Raw genomic sequence first — 17,198 nt, forward strand, 5'->3', positions numbered from 1 at the left:
GCATGTGAGGCGATATGGCAGATTTCAATTACGACGAGTTCGAACAGGGCTACCACGACCCCTATGCCGACAATCCCCGCCTGGCCGAGAAGGCACGGCGCTGGGTGAATATTGCCGGGGCGGTCTGCTCGGTCACGCTGGTGCTGGGGCTGGCCTTTTGGGGCTATCGTCTGGCCGTGCGCGATGTCACCGGCATTCCGGTGATGCGCGCGGTGGCCGGGGCCATGCGGATTGCCCCCGCCGATCCGGGCGGCGAACAGGCGCTCAACCAGGGCCTGACCGTGAATGCCATCGCCGCGATGGGCACCTCGGCGGCCCCGGCGGATCAGATCACGCTGGCCCCGCAGGCCGTGACCCTGCAAGAGGCCGACGTGCCGCAACCCCCGGCCCAACCGGCCGCAGTGGCGGCGACCCCGGATACCACGGCCACAGTGACCGCCAGCGCCGATGACACCAGCCTGACCGATGCCGTCACAGCCGCTGCAACCGACCCTGCGGCGCAGGATGCCGCCATCGTCACCACCGATCCCAACGCCATCCGCCACTCGCCCCGCCCGCAACCGCGCCCGGCCGAAATGGGCGGCAAGGCTGCGCCGACCAAGGTGCAGACCGTGTCCGCGCAAGCCTCGGCCACCAAAGAACTTGACCCGGCGTCGATCCCGGTCGGCACCCGGCTGGCACAACTGGGCGCCTTCGAGACCCCCGAACTCGCCCGCGCCAAGTTTGCCGAGCTGAAGCTGACCTTCGGGGATCTGATGGTGGGCAAGGACATCGTCATCCAGTCGGCCACCAGCGGCGGGCGCACGTTCTACCGCCTGCGCGCCCATGGCTTTGACACCGACGCCGACGCCCGCAGCTTCTGTTCCGCCCTGCAGGCCGAACAGGCCGATTGCATCCCGGTTGCCCAAAGATGAGCGTCTACGGTCGCGGCGCCGCGATCTTTGGCTGTGAAGGACTGAAGCTGGGCCGCGACGAGGCGGCCTTTTTCCGTGAGTTCGACCCCTGCGGATTCATCCTGTTTGCCCGCAACGTGGGCACGCCCGACCAGCTGCGCCGCCTGACCGCCAGCTTGCGCGACACCGTCGGCCGCGATGCCCCGATTCTGGTCGATCAAGAGGGCGGCCGCGTCCAGCGCCTGCGCGCGCCCCAGTGGCGCGAATGGACCCCGCCGCTGGATTTCGTCCGGGCCGCCGGGGCCAATGCGGCCCGCGCGATGGAACTGCGCTATCACATCATGGCGCGGGAACTGCGCGCGGTCGGCATCGACGCCAACTGCGCCCCGGTCTGCGATCTGATCACCGACCTCACCCACCCGTTTCTGAAGAACCGCTGCTACGGCTCTGATGTGGCTCAGGTTTCCGTCCTTGCCCGCGCCGTGGCCGATGGCCTTCTGGCCGGCGGGGTGCTGCCGGTGATGAAGCATATGCCCGGCCATGGCCGCTCCCATGTCGACACCCACCACGACCTGCCCACCGTCGACACCTCACGCGCCGACCTGAACGCCCATGACTTCGCCCCGTTCAAGGCGCTGAACGACTTGCCCATGGCGATGACCGCGCATCTGGTCTTCACCGCCTATGACGACAAGCCCGCCACCCAATCCCCCGCGATGATCAAGGCGATCCGCGAGGATATCGGCTTTCACGGCCTTCTGATGACAGATGACCTCAACATGCAGGCGCTGAAAGGTGACCTCGCTGCCCGCACGCAGGCCTCGATGGCCGCGGGCTGCGACATCGCCCTGCACTGCAAGGGCGATCTGGCCGAGATGCAGGCCGTGGCCAGCCAAGCCGGCACCATGTCCGACGCCACCCTGCAGCGGCTGGCCGCCGCCCTGACCTGGCGCCGCGCGCCGTCCCCCGTTGACATCGCGCAGCTTGAGGCGGAACTTGCCCTCATCCTGCCGGATGCATTCCATGGCCCAAACTGACGACTGGTCACAGGACCAGTTGGCCCTGACAGACCGCCTCGCCCCCTCTGACCGTCTGGCGGCAGAGGCGCTGATTGTCGATGTCGAAGGCTTCGAAGGCCCATTGGACCTGCTGCTCAGCCTGTCGCGCACGCAAAAGGTCGACCTGCGCAAGATCTCCATCCTGCAACTGGCTGACCAATACCTGACCTTCGTCAACCGCGTGCAGGCCCTGCGCATCGAACTGGCCGCCGATTATCTGGTGATGGCGGCCTGGCTCGCCTACCTCAAATCCCGCCTCCTCCTGCCCCCCGAACCCGGCGAAGAGGGGCCAAGTGCCGAAGACCTCGCCGCCCACCTCGCCTTCCAGCTCGAACGCCTGCAGGCGATGCGCGAGGCGGCAGCCCGCCTGATGGCCCGCGACCAGAAGGGCCGCGACTTCTTCGCCCGTGGCCTGCCCGAGGCGGTCGACCGCCTGCGCACCGTCCGCTTCGAGGCCACACTTCTGGATCTGATGCGCGCCTATGCCCGCATCCGCACCCGCGACGAATTCCGCCCCTATGCCTTCGACCGCCAGAACATCTACACGATGGAACAGGCGCTGGAGCGGATGCGCGGCCTTCTGGGCTATATGGGCGCCTGGGCCGATCTGACCAATTTCCTGCCCGACGGCTGGGGCGCCAACCCGGCCCGCCGCCGCTCGGCCACCGCTGCCACCTTCGCCGCCGTGCTGGAAATGGCCAAACGCGGTCAGGTCGACCTGAAACAGGGCGAGGTCTTCGCCCCCCTGCTGGTCCGCGCCAAGCTTGCCTCCGGGGGACAGCCATGACCGAACCCGACCGGGACCCCATCGAGCGCAGCCTGTTCGAGGCGCCCCCGATGGGCGCGCAAGAGCGGATGGTGGAAGCCGTGCTTTTCGCCAGCGCCGAAGCCGTCACCCTCGCCGAACTGACCCAGCGCCTGCCCGAGGGCTGCGACCCCGCCGAGGCGCTGGCCCACCTGCGCCGCCGGTATGAGGGCAGGGGGGTGACGCTCGTCAAGGTCGGCAACGCCTACGCCTTCCGCACCGCCCCCGATCTTGGCCACCTGATGCGCAAGGAAAGCGTCGAACAGCGCAAACTCTCGCGCGCCGCGATCGAAACGCTGGCCATCGTCGCCTACCACCAACCGGTGACCCGGGCCGAGATCGAAGAGATCCGCGGCGTCGCCGTCAGCCGGGGCACGGTGGACCAACTGCTGGAACTCGACTGGATCCGGCTGGGCCGCAGGCGGATGACCCCGGGCCGCCCGGTAACCTTCGTGGTCACCGAAGCCTTCCTCGACCATTTCGGCCTCGAATCCGCCCGTGACCTGCCCGGCATCAAGGAGCTGCGCGCCGCTGGCCTTCTGGACAGCCGCCCGATGCCACTGCCCGGTGCCGCCTCGGACGACGAAGACGAGGCCGACGCCACCGGCCAAAGCGAACTGTTCGAGGACTGATGATGGACAGACTGATTCAGATGATCCTCAACCGCCTGATGGGACAGTTGATCAACAAGGGCATCACCCATATTGCCAACAAGGGAAAGACGCCGGCCGAAATGACGCCGGAAGAACGCAGTCAGGCCAAACTCGCCCGCCAGGCCGGCCGAAGGGTCAGCCAAGCCGCCCGGATTGCGCGCAGACTGCTGCGCTAGCGCCCCTGTCTGGCCGCCGGTAGGGTTTCACACCCTCCCCCCGCCGCGCCACGGGCGCAGCGTTCGTCGCGGAAATCCTCCACTGCAGGATTTCTGATCGCTCATCACCCTCCCGTGGGATATCTGGCGCGAGCGAGACGCAGGGGGCGCTGCACCTCTTCCATTTGCTCCTTTGGAAATACTCCGGAGGGGCACGGGGAGGCTGGCCTCCCCGCCGTGGTCACAAAGTGACCGGTGTCAATTCTTGACCGCACCATAAAGCGGCACGGTGGAAATCGACATCTTCGCACTCCCCTGGCTCAGGTCATTGGCGTGGGTCAGATAGATCAGCACCTGGTTCTTCTGGTCGAAGATCCGCGTCACGTTCAGCGACTTGAAGACCAACGAGGTAGAGCGCGAAAAGACATCCTCGCCTTCGGCCGACCTGTCGATGTTGCCGATCTTCAAAGGCCCGGTCTGACGGCAGGCGATCGAGGAATTCGATGGGTCCTCGAACCAGTTGCCATTCGACAGCCGGTCCAGAACCGAGCGGTCGAAATAGGCGACGTGGCACGTCACGCCCTCGACCTTGGGATCGGGAATCGCCTCGACCACGATGTCATTGCCGGTCCAGTCGACCCCGACGCGGCCGACCTCCTCGGCGAAGGCGGGCGACAGGGAGAGGGCGAGGAACAGCGGGGCGAGCCATTGCATGTCGGGACCTTCAAGTTGGGACTGTCGTGGATATCGGAACCGGTGGCGGCGGTCGCAAGGGCTGGGGGCAAAACCCGCGCCCCGGCCAGCGCCCGAAATCAGTCAAATCCCCGTTGTGCGACCAAAATCCCCCCGGCTTTGGTTGACCCCGGCAAGGGCTGGCGCTAAACGGGGCCAAACATCTGGGGGTCCCGGTCCGGCGTCCCCCCAAATCGGTTGAAGGAGCCCTTCGTGGACACTCTTCTGCGTGACTATCTGCCCATCGTGGTGCTTATGTGCGTGGCGGGCGGCCTTGGGATCGTGCTGATCCTTGCCGCTGCCATCATCGCCGTGCGCCACCCGGATTCGGAAAAACTCTCGGCCTACGAATGCGGCTTCAACGCCTTTGACGATGCCCGGATGAAGTTCGACGTGCGCTTCTACCTCGTCTCGATCCTGTTCATCATCTTCGACCTTGAAGTGGCCTTCCTGTTCCCCTGGGCCGTGGCCTTTGGCACGCTGTCGATGGTGGCCTTCTGGTCGATGATGGTGTTCCTGGGCGTGCTGACGGTGGGCTTTGCCTATGAATGGAAGAAGGGGGCTTTGGAATGGGCGTGATGACTGGCGCGAATACGGCGGGCGCTGACCGCGAGGTTGCCACCCAGGCCCTGAATGCCGAACTTCAGGACAAGGGCTTCCTGCTGACCTCGACCGAAGACATCATCAACTGGGCGCGCAACGGGTCCCTGCACTGGATGACCTTTGGCCTCGCCTGCTGCGCGGTTGAGATGATCCACGTCTCGATGCCGCGCTATGACCTTGAACGCTTTGGCACCGCCCCCCGCGCCTCGCCGCGCCAATCCGACCTGATGATCGTCGCCGGCACCCTGACCAACAAAATGGCCCCGGCTTTGCGCAAAGTCTATGACCAGATGCCGGAACCGCGCTATGTGATCTCGATGGGGTCCTGCGCCAATGGCGGCGGCTATTACCACTACAGCTACTCCGTCGTGCGTGGCTGCGACCGCATCGTGCCCGTCGACATCTACATCCCCGGCTGCCCTCCGACGGCTGAGGCGCTGCTGTACGGCATCCTGCAGCTGCAGCGCAAAATCCGCCGCACCGGCACTTTGGTCCGTTAAGGGGGCATCATGGCATTGAACCTGACCGAACTTGGCGCCGCCTTGTCCACCCGCCCGGGGGTTTCCTCGGCGGTTGAGGCGTTTGGCGAACTGACTGTCACCGTGGCCCTGGGCAACCTGCTGGACCTGATGGGCTTCCTGAAGTCCGATCCCGCCACGCGGATGACCAGCCTCGTCGACATCACCGCCGTCGACCACCCCGAACGTCCCAACCGCTTCGACGTGGTCTATCACCTGCTGTCGATGTACACCAACGGCCGCGTCCGCGTCAAAACCGACGTGGCCGAAACCGGCATGGTGCCCTCGTTGATCCCGGTCTATCCGGCAGCCAACTGGTTTGAGCGTGAGGTGTTCGACCTGTTCGGCATCCTGTTCTCGGGCCACCCCGACCTGCGCCGCATCCTGACCGACTATGGCTTCCGGGGCCACCCGCTGCGCAAGGATTTCCCGACCACCGGCTACACCGAAGTCCGCTATGACGAGGTGCAAAAGCGCGTCGTCTACGAACCGGTGAAACTGGTGCAGGAATACCGTCAGTTCGATTTCATGTCCCCGTGGGAGGGTGCGCACTACATCCTTCCCGGCGACGAAAAGAAGGCTTGAGCCATGGACGGCGATATCCGCGTGAACACCTATGACGACGGCTCGGTGGACCTGATCACCGGCGAGCAGCGCATCCGCAACTTCAACATCAACTTCGGCCCGCAACACCCTGCAGCACATGGCGTTTTGCGTCTGGTGCTGGAGCTTGACGGCGAGATTGTCGAGCGCTGTGACCCCCATATCGGCCTGCTGCATCGCGGCACCGAAAAGCTGATGGAAAGCCGCACCTACCTGCAGAACCTGCCCTACTTCGACCGCCTCGATTACGTGGCGCCGATGAATCAGGAACATGCCTGGTGCCTCGCGATTGAAAAGCTGACCGGCACCGTCATTCCGCGCCGCGCCAGCCTGATCCGCGTGCTGTTCTCGGAAATCGGCCGCGTGCTGAACCACATCCTTAACACCACGACGCAAGCCATGGACGTGGGCGCGCTGACCCCGCCGCTCTGGGGCTTTGAAGAACGCGAAAAGCTGATGGGCTTTTACGAACGTGCCTCGGGCGCCCGTCTGCACGCCGCGTATTTCCGCCCCGGTGGTGTCCATCAGGACATCCCGGAAAAGATGCTCGATGATATCGACACCTGGTGCGATGAATTCCCGCAGGTTCTGGACAACTTGCACGGCCTCTTGACCGAAAACCGCATCTTCAAGCAGCGCAATGCCGACATCGGCATCATCACCGAACAGGATGTGCAGGACTGGGGCTTCTCGGGCGTCATGGCGCGCGGTTCGGGTCTGGCATGGGATTTGCGCCGCAGCCAACCCTACGAGCTTTATGACGAGTTCGACTTCAAGGTCGCCATCGGCAAGAACGGCGACTGCTATGACCGCTATCTGGTTCGGATGGCGGAAATGGCGGAATCGACCAAGATCATCCGCCAGGCCGTCGCCAAACTGCGCGAGCCTGCCGCCAGGACCGACGTCATGGCGCGTGGCAAGCTGTCGCCGCCCAAGCGCGGCGAGATGAAGACCTCGATGGAAGCCTTGATCCACCACTTCAAGCTGTACACCGAAGGCTTCCACGTCCCGGCCGGGGAAGTCTATGCTTCGGTCGAGGCGCCCAAGGGAGAATTCGGCGTCTACCTCGTGGCCGACGGCACCAACAAACCCTACCGCGCCAAGATCCGCGCCCCGGGCTTCCTGCACCTGCAAGCGCTTGATTTCATGTGCAAAGGCCACCAACTGGCAGACGTCTCGGCCATCATCGGCACCATGGACATCGTCTTTGGTGAGGTGGACCGGTGAAATTCGGCCTGCTGATCGCTGCCCTGACCCTGGCAGGTCTTCCCGTCTTGGCCGAAGGTGGGCCAAAGCCGGAAGAGATTGCGGCCTTTGTGGCGGCGGTCAAGACGGCAGGCTGCATCGTATCGCCCGACAATTCCCAGCCCATCATCAAAGCCTCGGGCCTTTCGGCAGAGGAGGCCTCTGCGGTCGTCCAAAGGCTGAAGGACGAAGGCAAGATGACGGTGGACAAAGACATGAACTTGACCTTGGTGCCGGAGCTTTGCAAATGACCCGCGCCTCCTTCCTTTCGCTTTCCATGGAAAGAACCTGCTGATGCTGCGCCGCCTTCACAAAGACCAGCCCGCGTCCTTCGCCTTCACCGAAAAGAACCTCGAATGGGCGCAGGGGCAGATTTCCAAATATCCGGCGGGGCGTCAGGCTTCGGCGATCATTCCGCTTCTGTGGCGTGCGCAGGAGCAGGAGGGTTGGCTGACCCGTCCGGCGATTGAACATATCGCGGATATGCTGGGCATGGCCTATATTCGGGCGCTGGAAGTGGCGACCTTCTACTTCATGTTCCAGCTGCAACCCGTTGGTTCCGTTGCCCATATCCAGATTTGCGGGACGACCTCCTGCATGATCTGCGGGGCCGAGGAGCTGGTGGCAGTGGCCAAGGAACTGATCTCCCCCTCCGCCCATACGTTGTCTGCCGATGGCAAGTTCAGCTGGGAGGAAGTCGAGTGCATGGGCGCCTGCGCCAATGCGCCGATGGCCCAGATCGGCAAGGATTATTACGAAGACCTGACGGCCGACAAGCTGCGCGACCTGATCGCCCGCTTCTCGAAGGGCGAGGTTCCGGTGCCCGGCCCGCAAAACGGCCGCTATGCCGCCGAACCGCTGTCGGGTCTGACCAGCTTGAAGGATTTCGAATCCGGCAAGAAGCAATACAACGCCTCGGCGCAAGCTGCGGTGGATATCGGCGACACGGTCAAGCGCATTGACGGAACCGAGGTTCCGATCCTCACACCCTGGCTCAAGGGCCGGGCGACAGCATAAGGGGCAGCGACATGAGCGATCATTCCGCCGGGGAATCCGAAGGCGCGCGGGCGTCGAACTGGCTTTGGGCGCTGGTGGCAGCGGTCATCGCCGCCGCCGTGGCAACCTGGCTGGCCGGCTTGACCCTGCAAGTGGCGCTGCTGTTTGGCGCGGTGGTGTTCGTCGTCTATGCCGTGGTGCTGGCCCAGTTCTGGGACGTGCCGCCGCAGGGTGACGACCACGGCCACGGCCACGGCCACGGCCACGGCCACGGCCACCACGGGCATTGAGGCGATGATGCCCCCCAAGGACCAGCACACCGCACAGGCCCGGCAGATCGCCGTGGTCATCGTTGTGGCGGTGGTCCTGTGGATGGGGGTCGAATATCTGGGCGGGCAATTGGCTTGGCCGCCCAAGTACATCTTTCTGGCGGACCTGTCCGCCGGTGCCGCGTTCATCTGGGCGATGGCTGCAACGGTAAGGCTCTGGCGCAAGCGTCAGACATAACGGGCTTTCGGGCCGGACATGAAGGAACGGGCAGATGCTCAAGGATCAGGACCGCATCTTTACCAACCTCTACGGCATGCACGACCGCAGTCTTGCGGGCGCGCGCAAGCGTGGCCATTGGGACGGAACCGCCGGCATTCTGGCTTTGGGCCGTGACAAGATTGTCGAGATCGTCAAGGCCTCGGGCCTGCGCGGGCGCGGCGGCGCGGGCTTTCCCACCGGGTTGAAGTGGTCCTTCATGCCGAAGGCGTCGGACGGCCGGCCCTCGTATCTCGTGATCAACGCCGACGAATCCGAACCCGGCACCTGCAAAGACCGCGAGATCATGCGCCATGATCCCCACACCCTGATCGAAGGCGCCCTGATCGCCTCGTTCGCGATGGGCGCGCATGACTGCTACATCTACATCCGCGGCGAATACATCCGCGAACGCGAAGCGCTGCAGTCGGCGATTGACGAATGCTACGACGCGGGCCTCTTGGGCAAGAACGCCTGCGGGTCGGGCTATGATTTCGATCTGTACCTGCACCATGGGGCAGGGGCCTATATCTGCGGCGAAGAAACCGCCCTTCTGGAAAGCCTTGAGGGCAAGAAGGGCATGCCGCGCATGAAGCCGCCGTTCCCGGCCGGCGCGGGCCTTTACGGCTGCCCGACCACGGTGAACAATGTCGAATCGATCGCCGTTGTCCCCACCATCCTGCGGCGCGGCGCGGAATGGTTCGCAGGCTTTGGTCGCCCCAACAACACCGGCACCAAGCTGTTCGGCATCTCGGGCCACGTCAACAACCCTTGCGTCGTTGAAGAAGCCATGTCGATCACCCTGCGCGAACTGCTGGAGGAACACTGCGGCGGCGTGCGCGGTGGCTGGAAGAACCTCAAGGCGGTCATTCCCGGGGGTTCCTCGGTGCCGATGCTGACGGCCACGCAATGCGACAGCGCCATCATGGATTTCGACTGGCTGCGCGAGCAGAAGTCGGGCCTTGGCACGGCGGCGGTCATCGTGATGGATCAGCAGACCGACGTCATCAAGGCGATCTGGCGCCTGTCCAAGTTCTACAAGCACGAATCCTGCGGCCAATGCACGCCCTGCCGCGAAGGCACCGGCTGGATGATGCGCGTGATGGAACGTCTGGTGAAGGGCGAGGCCGAATTGGAAGAGATCGACATGCTTCTGTCGGTCACCAAGCAGGTCGAAGGCCACACGATCTGTGCGCTTGGCGATGCGGCGGCCTGGCCCATTCAAGGGCTGGTCAAAGCCTTCCGCAATGAAATCGAAGACCGCATCAAGTACAAGAAGACCGGCCGGGTCAGCGCCATCGCTGCCGAGTGACCTGTGATGGGTCCGGTTGCCCATGTGAACCTTGCGCGCCTGCTGCACCCGGCAGGCGACCCGCGCGTGGCAGAGTTTGTCGATGGCATTGACGCGGTCAATGCCATCGCCGAACGCTCCCCGGGGTTCATTTGGCGCCTGACCTCTCCGGTCAGCCGCACCGATGCATCCGGCACATTCGAGGCGATTGACGCCGATGACCCGCTGATCGCCTCTTCGGTCTCGGTCTGGGAAGACCCCGACAGCCTGCGCCACTTCGTCCACAAGACTCTGCACGGTGTCTTCCTGCGCAAGCGGGCAGAGTGGTTTGAACCCATGCAGGGCCCGGTCTATGTGATTTGGCCCGTGGATCGCGCCGCCAGACCCACCATGGCCGAGGCCAAGGCCAAGCTGGCCGAACTGGCCGCCAACGGCCCCTCGGCGGCGGTCTACGACTTCAAATGGCTTGATGCGCAAAGGGCCGCCAGATGACCGCCGCCCGTGCCTGTCTTGCCGGTGTCCTGCTGTCGGCCTGTGTGGACACCACCGCCCCCCTTGCGCCCCTGACCCTGCCGCCGGCGGACGGGCGGGCGCAGACCGTGAAACTCGGCCCGCAAAGCTTCGTGGTCAACCGCCAGCAGAACGGCGCCACCTCGCTGCGCGTCACCCGCCTCAATCGCCGCGATCTGGACTATTCCGACGGCGCGCTGGCCAAAGCGGCGGCGCAAGCCTATTGCGCGCAGTACAATCGCCCGCTGGACCCGGCGGCCACCGGCCGCTTTTCGCTGCCCAATGCATGGCTTTTCGGCGGAGATTGCCTGTGAGCGGCGGCGTTTATCCTCTATCCGCGCCGTGTTATGGCATGTCAGGCCAAGGTCGGTCAGCCTACCGGCTGCCGCTTCCTTTCAGCGCCCCCCTCGCGGCCGGGGCGCCGCCAGTCCGGAACATCGCCATGTCCTCGATCCGTCTTGCCCTGTTCGCCCTGCTTCTTGCGACCCCCGGTTTTGCCACGCCCGTGCCGATGGCGCAGGAAAAGCACATCAATGACGAATTACGCGCAGGCTTTGCCGGCGATGCCCTGCGCAAGATCTGCCCGACGATTTCCGCCCGCATGCTGGTGGTGATGGGCCGCCTGTGGGACCTGAAATCCTATGCCGAAGCGCAGGGATATACCGCGGCTGACTATGACGCCTTCCGGTCGGACCCCGTCCAGAAAAAGCGCCTCAAGGACGAGGCCGAGGCCTATCTGGAAGCCGCCGGTGCCAAGCCCGGCGATGCCGAAAGCTATTGCAAGGTCGGCGAGGCGGAGATCGCCAAGGGCACCGCCCTTGGCCAGTTGATCCGGTCCTCGCGATGACAAAGTGTTACCGCAAACTGGCACAAGCCGCGTCCTCCCCGCCGGGAGGGTGTTGAGAAGATGTGCATCGGCCCGGACGACAGAAATTTTATCATGGTCAGCGCATCGGCAGGACGAAAACCCGTTGCCTTCGCGCGGCTAAAAGCGGATGAACCGCGCGAGGCGAAGCAGGCGGGTTCCCCCTGCTTTGGACGCGGAAAGAGCGGAAGGACCGACACCCATGTCTAACCTGAAAAAGCTGATCATCGACGGGATTGAGGTCGAGGTTGATCCGGCGATGACCATCATTCAGGCCTGTGAAGTGGCCGGGGTAGAGGTTCCGCGCTTCTGCTATCACGAACGCCTGACCATCGCGGGCAACTGCCGCATGTGTCTGGTCGAGGTTGTGGGCGGCCCGCCCAAGCCCGCCGCCTCCTGTGCCATGCAGGTCCGCGACCTGCGCGGCGGCCCGAATGGCGAACCGGCTGTGGTGAAAACCAACACGCCGATGGTCAAGAAGGCCCGTGAAGGGGTCATGGAATTCCTGCTGATCAACCATCCCTTGGATTGCCCGATCTGCGATCAGGGCGGCGAATGCGACCTGCAGGATCAGGCCATGGCCTACGGCGTCGACTTCAGCCGCTACCGCGAACCCAAGCGCGCGTCCGAGGATTTGAACCTTGGCCCGCTGGTCGAAACCAAGATGACCCGCTGCATCTCCTGCACGCGCTGCGTCCGCTTCACCTCGGAAGTCGCCGGCATCACCCAGATGGGCCAGACCGGCCGTGGCGAAGATGCCGAGATCACGTCTTATCTGAACCTCACGCTCGATTCGAACCTGCAAGGCAATATCATTGACCTTTGCCCGGTTGGCGCGCTGACCTCGAAGCCTTACGCCTTCACCGCCCGTCCGTGGGAATTGACCAAGACTGAATCCATCGACGTGATGGATGCGCTGGGGTCCAACATCCGCATCGACACCAAGGGCCGCGAAGTGATGCGCATCCTGCCGCGCAACCATGACGGCGTGAACGAAGAGTGGATCTCGGACAAGACCCGCTTCATCTGGGACGGCCTGCGCCGCCAACGCCTTGACACGCCCTATATCCGCGAAAACGGCAAGCTGCGCAAAGCCGGCTGGGGCGAGGCGCTGGCACGCGTCGCCGCCGCCATGGCCGGCAAGAAGGTCGTGGGCCTCGTCGGCGATCTGGCCCCGGTCGAGGCGGCCTATAGCCTGAAGACCCTGATCGAGAAGTTGGGCGGCAAAGTTGAATCCCGCACCGACGGCGCGCGCCTGCCCATCGGCAACCGCTCGGCCTATGTCGGCAACGCCGCGATCGAAGACATCGACGCCGCCCGCACCATCTGGCTGATCGGCACCAACCCGCGTCTTGAGGCTCCGGTGCTGAACGCCCGCATCCGCAAGGCCTGGACGAAGAACGCCAAGATTTCGCTGATCGGCCCCGCTGCCGACCTGACCTATGACTACACCCTGATGGGCACGGACCGCGCGGCCCTCGCAAAGGCCGTGGCCGATGCGACGCAGACCGGCGGTCTGGTGATCGTGGGGCAGGGCGCCCTGTCCGAAGCCGATGGCGAGGCGGTTCTGGCCCATGCCATGGCGCTGGCCGAAAAGATCGGCGGCAAGCTCTTGGTCCTGCACACCGCTGCGGCCCGCGTCGGCGCGCTGGATGTCGGGGCCGCCACCGAAGGGGGCCTTCTGGCCGCCATCGACGGCGCGCAAGTCATCTACAACATGGGCGCGGATGAGGTGGACATCGCCGCCGGTCCCTTCGTGATCTACCAAGGCAGCCACGGCGACCGCGGCGCCAACCGCGCCGACGTGATCCTGCCCGCCGCCGCCTATACCGAAGAAAACGGCCTGTTCGTCAACACCGAAGGCCGCCCGCAACTGGCGATGCGCGCCGGTTTCGCCCCGGGCGAGGCCAAGGAAAACTGGGCCATCCTGCGCGCCCTGTCTGCCGAGGTGGGCCAGCAACTGCCGTGGGACAGCCTCGCGCAGCTGCGTGCCGCCATCGTGGCCAAGCATCCGCATCTGGGCGCGATTGATCAGCTGGCCGACAACGGCTGGACGCCCTTCGCCCTGCGCGACATGGGGGCTGCCACCTTCCGCACCGCCTACAAGACCTACTACATGACCAACCCCATCGCGCGCGCCTCTGCCACGATGGGCGAACTGGCAGCGATGGAGGCGGAACGCGCCTCGCAGAAGCTGGCGGCAGAATGATGGGCCTGTCCCCCTTCAACGCGGGTCTGACGGCGGCTGCCCTGGCGGCGCTGTCGGCCTGCGCGGATGGGGCGGCACAGGGTCAGGCTCCGGCGAAAGCCGATTTCAAGCCGACCTATCTGGGGATCGAGACCAGCCTGATGGACGGCGACCTCGTCGATTTCAAGGTCGAGATGAAGGGCGCGCGCAACCGCGATGACGTGTCGGACTACGCACGTTGTGCTGCAGCGCAATATGCCCTGATCCGCGGCTATGGGTTTGCCCGGCATCTGCGCACGAATATCGCTGAAACCGGTGGAACTTGGCGCGCAGATGCGATTTACACCATCTCGGCGTCGCTGCCGCTGGGTCTGCGCAATATTGACGCCGAAGTGACGGTGCGCGATTGCGCATCGCAGGGAATACCAACGGTTTAGGTCTGACGCGTCAGACCTGAACGAAAGCCGGGCCGATACGAAAGCCTGAACGAAAAAGGACGGGAAATATGGGTTTCTTCGAGACAGGGCTTGGCACGGCAGTGCTTTTGATCGCGCAAAGCCTGCTGATCGTGGCTTTCGTGATGATCAGCCTGTTGTTCCTCGTCTATGGCGACCGCAAGATCTGGGCCGCCGTGCAGATGCGGCGCGGTCCGAACGTGGTGGGGCCCTTCGGCCTGCTGCAATCGGTGGCCGATGCGCTGAAATACGTGGTCAAGGAAATCGTGGTCCCCGCTGGCGTCGATCGCCCGGTGTTCTTCCTTGCCCCCCTGTTGTCCTTCGTGCTGGCGATCCTTGCCTGGGCCGTGGTGCCGTTCTCGCCGGGCTGGGTGCTGGCCAACATCAACGTGGCCATCCTGTTCGTCTTCGCCGCCTCCTCGCTTGAGGTGTATGGCGTGATCATGGGCGGCTGGGCCTCGAACTCGAAATACGCCTTCCTCGGCTCGCTGCGGTCCGCCGCACAGATGATTTCCTACGAAGTCTCGCTGGGGCTGATCATCATCGGCATCATCATCTCGACCGGGTCGCTGTCGTTCGGGGCCATCGTCGCGGCGCAGGACACCCGCTATGGCCTGTTCGGCTGGTACTGGCTGCCGCACCTGCCGATGGTCGTGCTGTTCTTCATCTCGGCGCTGGCCGAAACCAACCGCCCGCCCTTCGACCTTCCGGAAGCGGAATCCGAACTGGTGGCAGGCTTCATGGTGGAATATTCCTCGACGCCCTACCTGTTGTTCATGGCCGGCGAATACATCGCCATCTTCCTGATGTGCGCGCTCCTCAGCCTGTTGTTCTTCGGTGGCTGGCTCTCGCCCATCCCCGGCCTGCCCAATGGCGTCCTGTGGATGGTCGCCAAGATGTGGGTCTGGTTCTTCATGTTCGCCATGGTGAAGGCCATCGTGCCGCGCTACCGCTATGACCAGTTGATGCGGATTGGCTGGAAGGTCTTCCTGCCGATGTCGCTGGCCTGGGTGGTTCTGGTGGCGTTTTTGGCGAAATACGAAATCCTCGGCCATTTCTGGGCCCGTTTTGCGATGGGGAGCTGAGCCATGGGTGAAGCCAAGCAGATCACCAGCGTCGACTGGACGCGTGCGACGAAATACTTCTTTCTGGCGGACTTCATCAAAGGCTTCGGTCTTGGGCTGAAGTACTTCTTTGCGCCGAAGGCCACGCTGAACTACCCGCATGAAAAGGGCCCGCTGTCCCCGCGCTTCCGCGGCGAACACGCGCTGCGCCGCTATCCGTCTGGGGAAGAGCGTTGCATCGCCTGCAAACTGTGCGAGGCGGTCTGCCCCGCGCAAGCCATCACCATCGACGCCGAACCGCGCGAAGACGGCTCGCGCCGCACCACGCGCTATGACATCGACATGACCAAGTGCATCTACTGCGGCTTCTGTCAGGAAGCCTGCCCGGTCGATGCCATCGTCGAAGGCCCGAACTTCGAATTCGCGTCTGAAACGCGCGAGGAGCTGTTCTACAACAAGGCCAAGCTGCTGGACAACGGCGACCGCTGGGAAGCCGAAATCGCCCGCAATCTGGAACTCGACGCGCCGTACCGCTGACGCTGTAGCTACAAGAAAACGACAGAAAAACGACGGGAAACCTACAGGAAACCGGATGTCAGAAGACTTCGCCAAACTCTTCCAGTCGATGATGGAGCAGGGCCAGACCATGGCCCGCGCCTTCACGCCGAACTTTGGCGGAACCGCTTTCCCGGGTGTGGATCCCAAGGCGTTTGAAAAGCTGTTCCCGGCTATGCCCAAGGAAATGCTGGAGTTTTTCTTCGGCAAGACCTTCAACCCGCAGGGTCTTGATGCGCGGACGCGGTTCCTTGTTACCGTGGCCGCACTGACCGTGCTCGGCCCGGTGGGCGAACCGCAACTGCGCCTGACCGTGCAAAACGCCCTGGCCGCCGGCGCCACCAAACGCGAGATTGCAGAAGTGATCTGGCAAATGTCCATGTTCGGCGGCCTGCCCGCCACCCAGAAGGCGCTTGAGATTGCTCAGGTCGTCTTCTCCGAAACCGAGGAGAACCCAGCATGACCTTTGCTGATCTGGCCTTCTACGTCTATTCCAGCCTGACCGTGGGCGCTGCCCTGATGGTGACTCTGGCGCGCAACCCGGTGCACTCGGTCTTGTGGCTGATCCTGACCTTCCTGTCGGCCGCTGGCCTCTTTGTGCTTCTGGGGGCAGAGTTTGTGGCGATGTTGTTGGTCATCGTCTACGTCGGCGCCGTGGCCGTGCTGTTCCTGTTCGTGGTGATGATGCTGGACGTCGACTTTGCCCGGCTCAAAAGCGAGATGGCCAAGTACATGCCAATCGGCCTGTTGGTCGGTGTTATCCTATTGTTGCAGTTGGCTTTTGGCCTTGGGGCCTGGGTCACCTCGGATGGGGCGCTGGGTCTGCATCAGGCGCCGACGCCCGATGCGGCCAAGGTGGAAAACACCCGCGCGCTGGGGATGCTGCTCTATGACAAATACCTCTACCTCTTCCAGTTGGCGGGTCTGATCCTGCTGGTCGCCATGATCGGTGCCATCGTGCTGACCCTGCGCCACCGCAAGGATGTGAAGCGGCAGAATGTTCTGCTGCAGATGTGGCGCGACCCGGCTCAGGCGCTGGAGATGGTCGATGTGAAACCGGGGCAGGGCCTCTGAACAAGGCAGGATGGGCGATTGCCTGTCGTGCCGGAAGACTACGCAAGATGGGCAATTGCCCATCCTACCAAAGGACAACGGGCACAGACCCGGAGGGACTAGGATGATCGGACTGGAACATTATCTTGTCGTGGCGGCGGCTTTGTTCGTCATTGGCATCTTTGGCATCTTCCTCAACCGGAAGAACGTGATCGTCATCCTGATGTCGATCGAACTGATGCTTCTGGCCGTGAACCTGAACTTCGTGGCCTTTTCCTCGAAATCCGGCGACTTGGTGGGGCAGGTGTTCAGCCTGCTGATCCTGACGGTCGCCGCCGCCGAGGCTGCCATTGGCCTTGCCATTCTGGTCGTGTTCTTCCGCAACCGCGGCACGATTGATGTTGAAGACGCGAACGTGATGAAGGGCTGAG

24 protein-coding genes and 1 pseudogene are annotated in these 17,198 nt (G+C 63.9%); 24 read left to right on the forward strand and 1 reads right to left on the reverse strand.

Features of this window, described 5'->3' with window-relative positions:
• Positions 1 to 14: 14 nt before the first annotated feature.
• From AC1Y2B_RS00160 to AC1Y2B_RS00180, 5 genes are read left to right on the forward strand one after another with little or no spacing between them, the layout of a single operon-like run.
• Positions 15 to 914: an SPOR domain-containing protein gene (locus AC1Y2B_RS00160; RefSeq protein ID WP_482251009.1), complete on the forward strand. Its 900-nt coding sequence runs from the start codon at positions 15 to 17 to the stop codon at positions 912 to 914.
• The gene (nagZ, locus tag AC1Y2B_RS00165) at positions 911 to 1,930 is read left to right on the forward strand and encodes a beta-N-acetylhexosaminidase (RefSeq protein WP_482251010.1); all 1,020 of its coding nucleotides are present in this window, start codon (positions 911 to 913) and stop codon (positions 1,928 to 1,930) included. Before AC1Y2B_RS00160 ends, nagZ begins: the two co-directional genes overlap by 4 nt.
• Positions 1,917 to 2,738 carry a segregation and condensation protein A gene (locus tag AC1Y2B_RS00170; RefSeq protein WP_482251011.1) on the forward strand — a complete coding sequence of 274 codons (822 nt, stop codon included), beginning with the start codon at positions 1,917 to 1,919 and terminating at the stop codon, positions 2,736 to 2,738. Before nagZ ends, AC1Y2B_RS00170 begins: the two co-directional genes overlap by 14 nt.
• Positions 2,735 to 3,388: an SMC-Scp complex subunit ScpB gene (gene scpB, locus AC1Y2B_RS00175; RefSeq protein ID WP_482251012.1), complete on the forward strand. Its 654-nt coding sequence runs from the start codon at positions 2,735 to 2,737 to the stop codon at positions 3,386 to 3,388. The genes AC1Y2B_RS00170 and scpB overlap by 4 nt, the downstream gene beginning before the upstream one ends.
• A gap of 2 nt (positions 3,389 to 3,390) precedes the next feature.
• Entirely contained in the window at positions 3,391 to 3,585 is a 195-nt protein-coding gene (locus tag AC1Y2B_RS00180; RefSeq protein WP_482251013.1) for a hypothetical protein, read from the forward strand.
• 237 nt (positions 3,586 to 3,822) lie between these two features.
• Here the strand turns inward: AC1Y2B_RS00180 and AC1Y2B_RS00185 are convergent, their stop codons facing one another.
• The gene (locus AC1Y2B_RS00185) at positions 3,823 to 4,278 is read right to left on the reverse strand and encodes a CreA family protein (RefSeq protein ID WP_482251014.1); all 456 of its coding nucleotides are present in this window, start codon (positions 4,276 to 4,278) and stop codon (positions 3,823 to 3,825) included.
• A gap of 231 nt (positions 4,279 to 4,509) precedes the next feature.
• On the opposite strand from AC1Y2B_RS00185, the gene AC1Y2B_RS00190 reads away from it, so the two are divergent.
• The 19 genes and pseudogenes from AC1Y2B_RS00190 to nuoK all read left to right on the forward strand — a co-directional run bounded on the left by AC1Y2B_RS00190 (position 4,510) and on the right by nuoK (position 17,197).
• The gene (locus AC1Y2B_RS00190) at positions 4,510 to 4,875 is read left to right on the forward strand and encodes an NADH-quinone oxidoreductase subunit A (protein WP_482251015.1); all 366 of its coding nucleotides are present in this window, start codon (positions 4,510 to 4,512) and stop codon (positions 4,873 to 4,875) included.
• Positions 4,875 to 5,399 carry a NuoB/complex I 20 kDa subunit family protein gene (locus tag AC1Y2B_RS00195; RefSeq protein ID WP_482251016.1) on the forward strand — a complete coding sequence of 175 codons (525 nt, stop codon included), beginning with the start codon at positions 4,875 to 4,877 and terminating at the stop codon, positions 5,397 to 5,399. The genes AC1Y2B_RS00190 and AC1Y2B_RS00195 overlap by 1 nt, the downstream gene beginning before the upstream one ends.
• A gap of 9 nt (positions 5,400 to 5,408) precedes the next feature.
• Positions 5,409 to 6,002, forward strand: a complete 594-nt coding sequence (locus AC1Y2B_RS00200) for an NADH-quinone oxidoreductase subunit C (protein ID WP_482251017.1) — start codon at positions 5,409 to 5,411, stop codon at positions 6,000 to 6,002.
• Positions 6,003 to 6,005: 3 nt separating this feature from the next.
• The gene (locus tag AC1Y2B_RS00205; protein ID WP_482251018.1) at positions 6,006 to 7,247 is read left to right on the forward strand and encodes an NADH-quinone oxidoreductase subunit D; all 1,242 of its coding nucleotides are present in this window, start codon (positions 6,006 to 6,008) and stop codon (positions 7,245 to 7,247) included.
• Positions 7,244 to 7,516 carry a hypothetical protein gene (locus AC1Y2B_RS00210; protein ID WP_482251019.1) on the forward strand — a complete coding sequence of 91 codons (273 nt, stop codon included), beginning with the start codon at positions 7,244 to 7,246 and terminating at the stop codon, positions 7,514 to 7,516. Before AC1Y2B_RS00205 ends, AC1Y2B_RS00210 begins: the two co-directional genes overlap by 4 nt.
• A 43-nt stretch (positions 7,517 to 7,559) precedes the next feature.
• Positions 7,560 to 8,258 (forward strand): annotated as a pseudogene (nuoE, locus tag AC1Y2B_RS00215) (NADH-quinone oxidoreductase subunit NuoE); the annotation flags it as partial.
• Positions 8,259 to 8,293: 35 nt separating this feature from the next.
• The gene (locus tag AC1Y2B_RS00220; protein ID WP_482251020.1) at positions 8,294 to 8,551 is read left to right on the forward strand and encodes a hypothetical protein; all 258 of its coding nucleotides are present in this window, start codon (positions 8,294 to 8,296) and stop codon (positions 8,549 to 8,551) included.
• 7 nt (positions 8,552 to 8,558) lie between these two features.
• A complete protein-coding gene (locus tag AC1Y2B_RS00225; RefSeq protein ID WP_482251021.1) occupies positions 8,559 to 8,768 on the forward strand; it encodes a DUF5337 family protein in 210 nt (69 codons plus the stop codon).
• 34 nt (positions 8,769 to 8,802) lie between these two features.
• Complete coding sequence (nuoF, locus tag AC1Y2B_RS00230) at positions 8,803 to 10,098, forward strand: NADH-quinone oxidoreductase subunit NuoF (protein ID WP_482251022.1); 1,296 nt, start codon at positions 8,803 to 8,805, stop codon at positions 10,096 to 10,098.
• A 6-nt stretch (positions 10,099 to 10,104) separates the two neighbouring features.
• Entirely contained in the window at positions 10,105 to 10,569 is a 465-nt protein-coding gene (locus AC1Y2B_RS00235) for a DUF3291 domain-containing protein (RefSeq protein WP_482251023.1), read from the forward strand.
• A complete protein-coding gene (locus AC1Y2B_RS00240; protein WP_482251024.1) occupies positions 10,566 to 10,901 on the forward strand; it encodes a hypothetical protein in 336 nt (111 codons plus the stop codon). The genes AC1Y2B_RS00235 and AC1Y2B_RS00240 overlap by 4 nt, the downstream gene beginning before the upstream one ends.
• A gap of 128 nt (positions 10,902 to 11,029) precedes the next feature.
• Complete coding sequence (locus AC1Y2B_RS00245) at positions 11,030 to 11,434, forward strand: DUF5333 domain-containing protein (RefSeq protein WP_482251025.1); 405 nt, start codon at positions 11,030 to 11,032, stop codon at positions 11,432 to 11,434.
• Positions 11,435 to 11,654: 220 nt separating this feature from the next.
• Positions 11,655 to 13,661, forward strand: coding sequence for an NADH-quinone oxidoreductase subunit NuoG (gene nuoG / locus AC1Y2B_RS00250; RefSeq protein ID WP_482251026.1), 2,007 nt, complete (start codon positions 11,655 to 11,657; stop codon positions 13,659 to 13,661).
• Positions 13,658 to 14,077 carry a hypothetical protein gene (locus tag AC1Y2B_RS00255; RefSeq protein ID WP_482251027.1) on the forward strand — a complete coding sequence of 140 codons (420 nt, stop codon included), beginning with the start codon at positions 13,658 to 13,660 and terminating at the stop codon, positions 14,075 to 14,077. Before nuoG ends, AC1Y2B_RS00255 begins: the two co-directional genes overlap by 4 nt.
• A 68-nt stretch (positions 14,078 to 14,145) precedes the next feature.
• Positions 14,146 to 15,180 carry an NADH-quinone oxidoreductase subunit NuoH gene (gene nuoH, locus AC1Y2B_RS00260; RefSeq protein WP_482251028.1) on the forward strand — a complete coding sequence of 345 codons (1,035 nt, stop codon included), beginning with the start codon at positions 14,146 to 14,148 and terminating at the stop codon, positions 15,178 to 15,180.
• 3 nt (positions 15,181 to 15,183) lie between these two features.
• Positions 15,184 to 15,696, forward strand: coding sequence for an NADH-quinone oxidoreductase subunit NuoI (gene nuoI / locus AC1Y2B_RS00265; protein ID WP_482251029.1), 513 nt, complete (start codon positions 15,184 to 15,186; stop codon positions 15,694 to 15,696).
• 55 nt (positions 15,697 to 15,751) lie between these two features.
• Positions 15,752 to 16,177, forward strand: a complete 426-nt coding sequence (locus AC1Y2B_RS00270) for a carboxymuconolactone decarboxylase family protein (RefSeq protein WP_482251030.1) — start codon at positions 15,752 to 15,754, stop codon at positions 16,175 to 16,177.
• Entirely contained in the window at positions 16,174 to 16,788 is a 615-nt protein-coding gene (locus tag AC1Y2B_RS00275; RefSeq protein WP_482251031.1) for an NADH-quinone oxidoreductase subunit J, read from the forward strand. Before AC1Y2B_RS00270 ends, AC1Y2B_RS00275 begins: the two co-directional genes overlap by 4 nt.
• Before the next feature lie 103 nt (positions 16,789 to 16,891).
• Positions 16,892 to 17,197 carry an NADH-quinone oxidoreductase subunit NuoK gene (gene nuoK, locus AC1Y2B_RS00280; protein ID WP_482251032.1) on the forward strand — a complete coding sequence of 102 codons (306 nt, stop codon included), beginning with the start codon at positions 16,892 to 16,894 and terminating at the stop codon, positions 17,195 to 17,197.
• Position 17,198 lies beyond the last annotated feature (1 nt).

The organism is Stagnihabitans sp. (genome assembly GCF_964946895.1).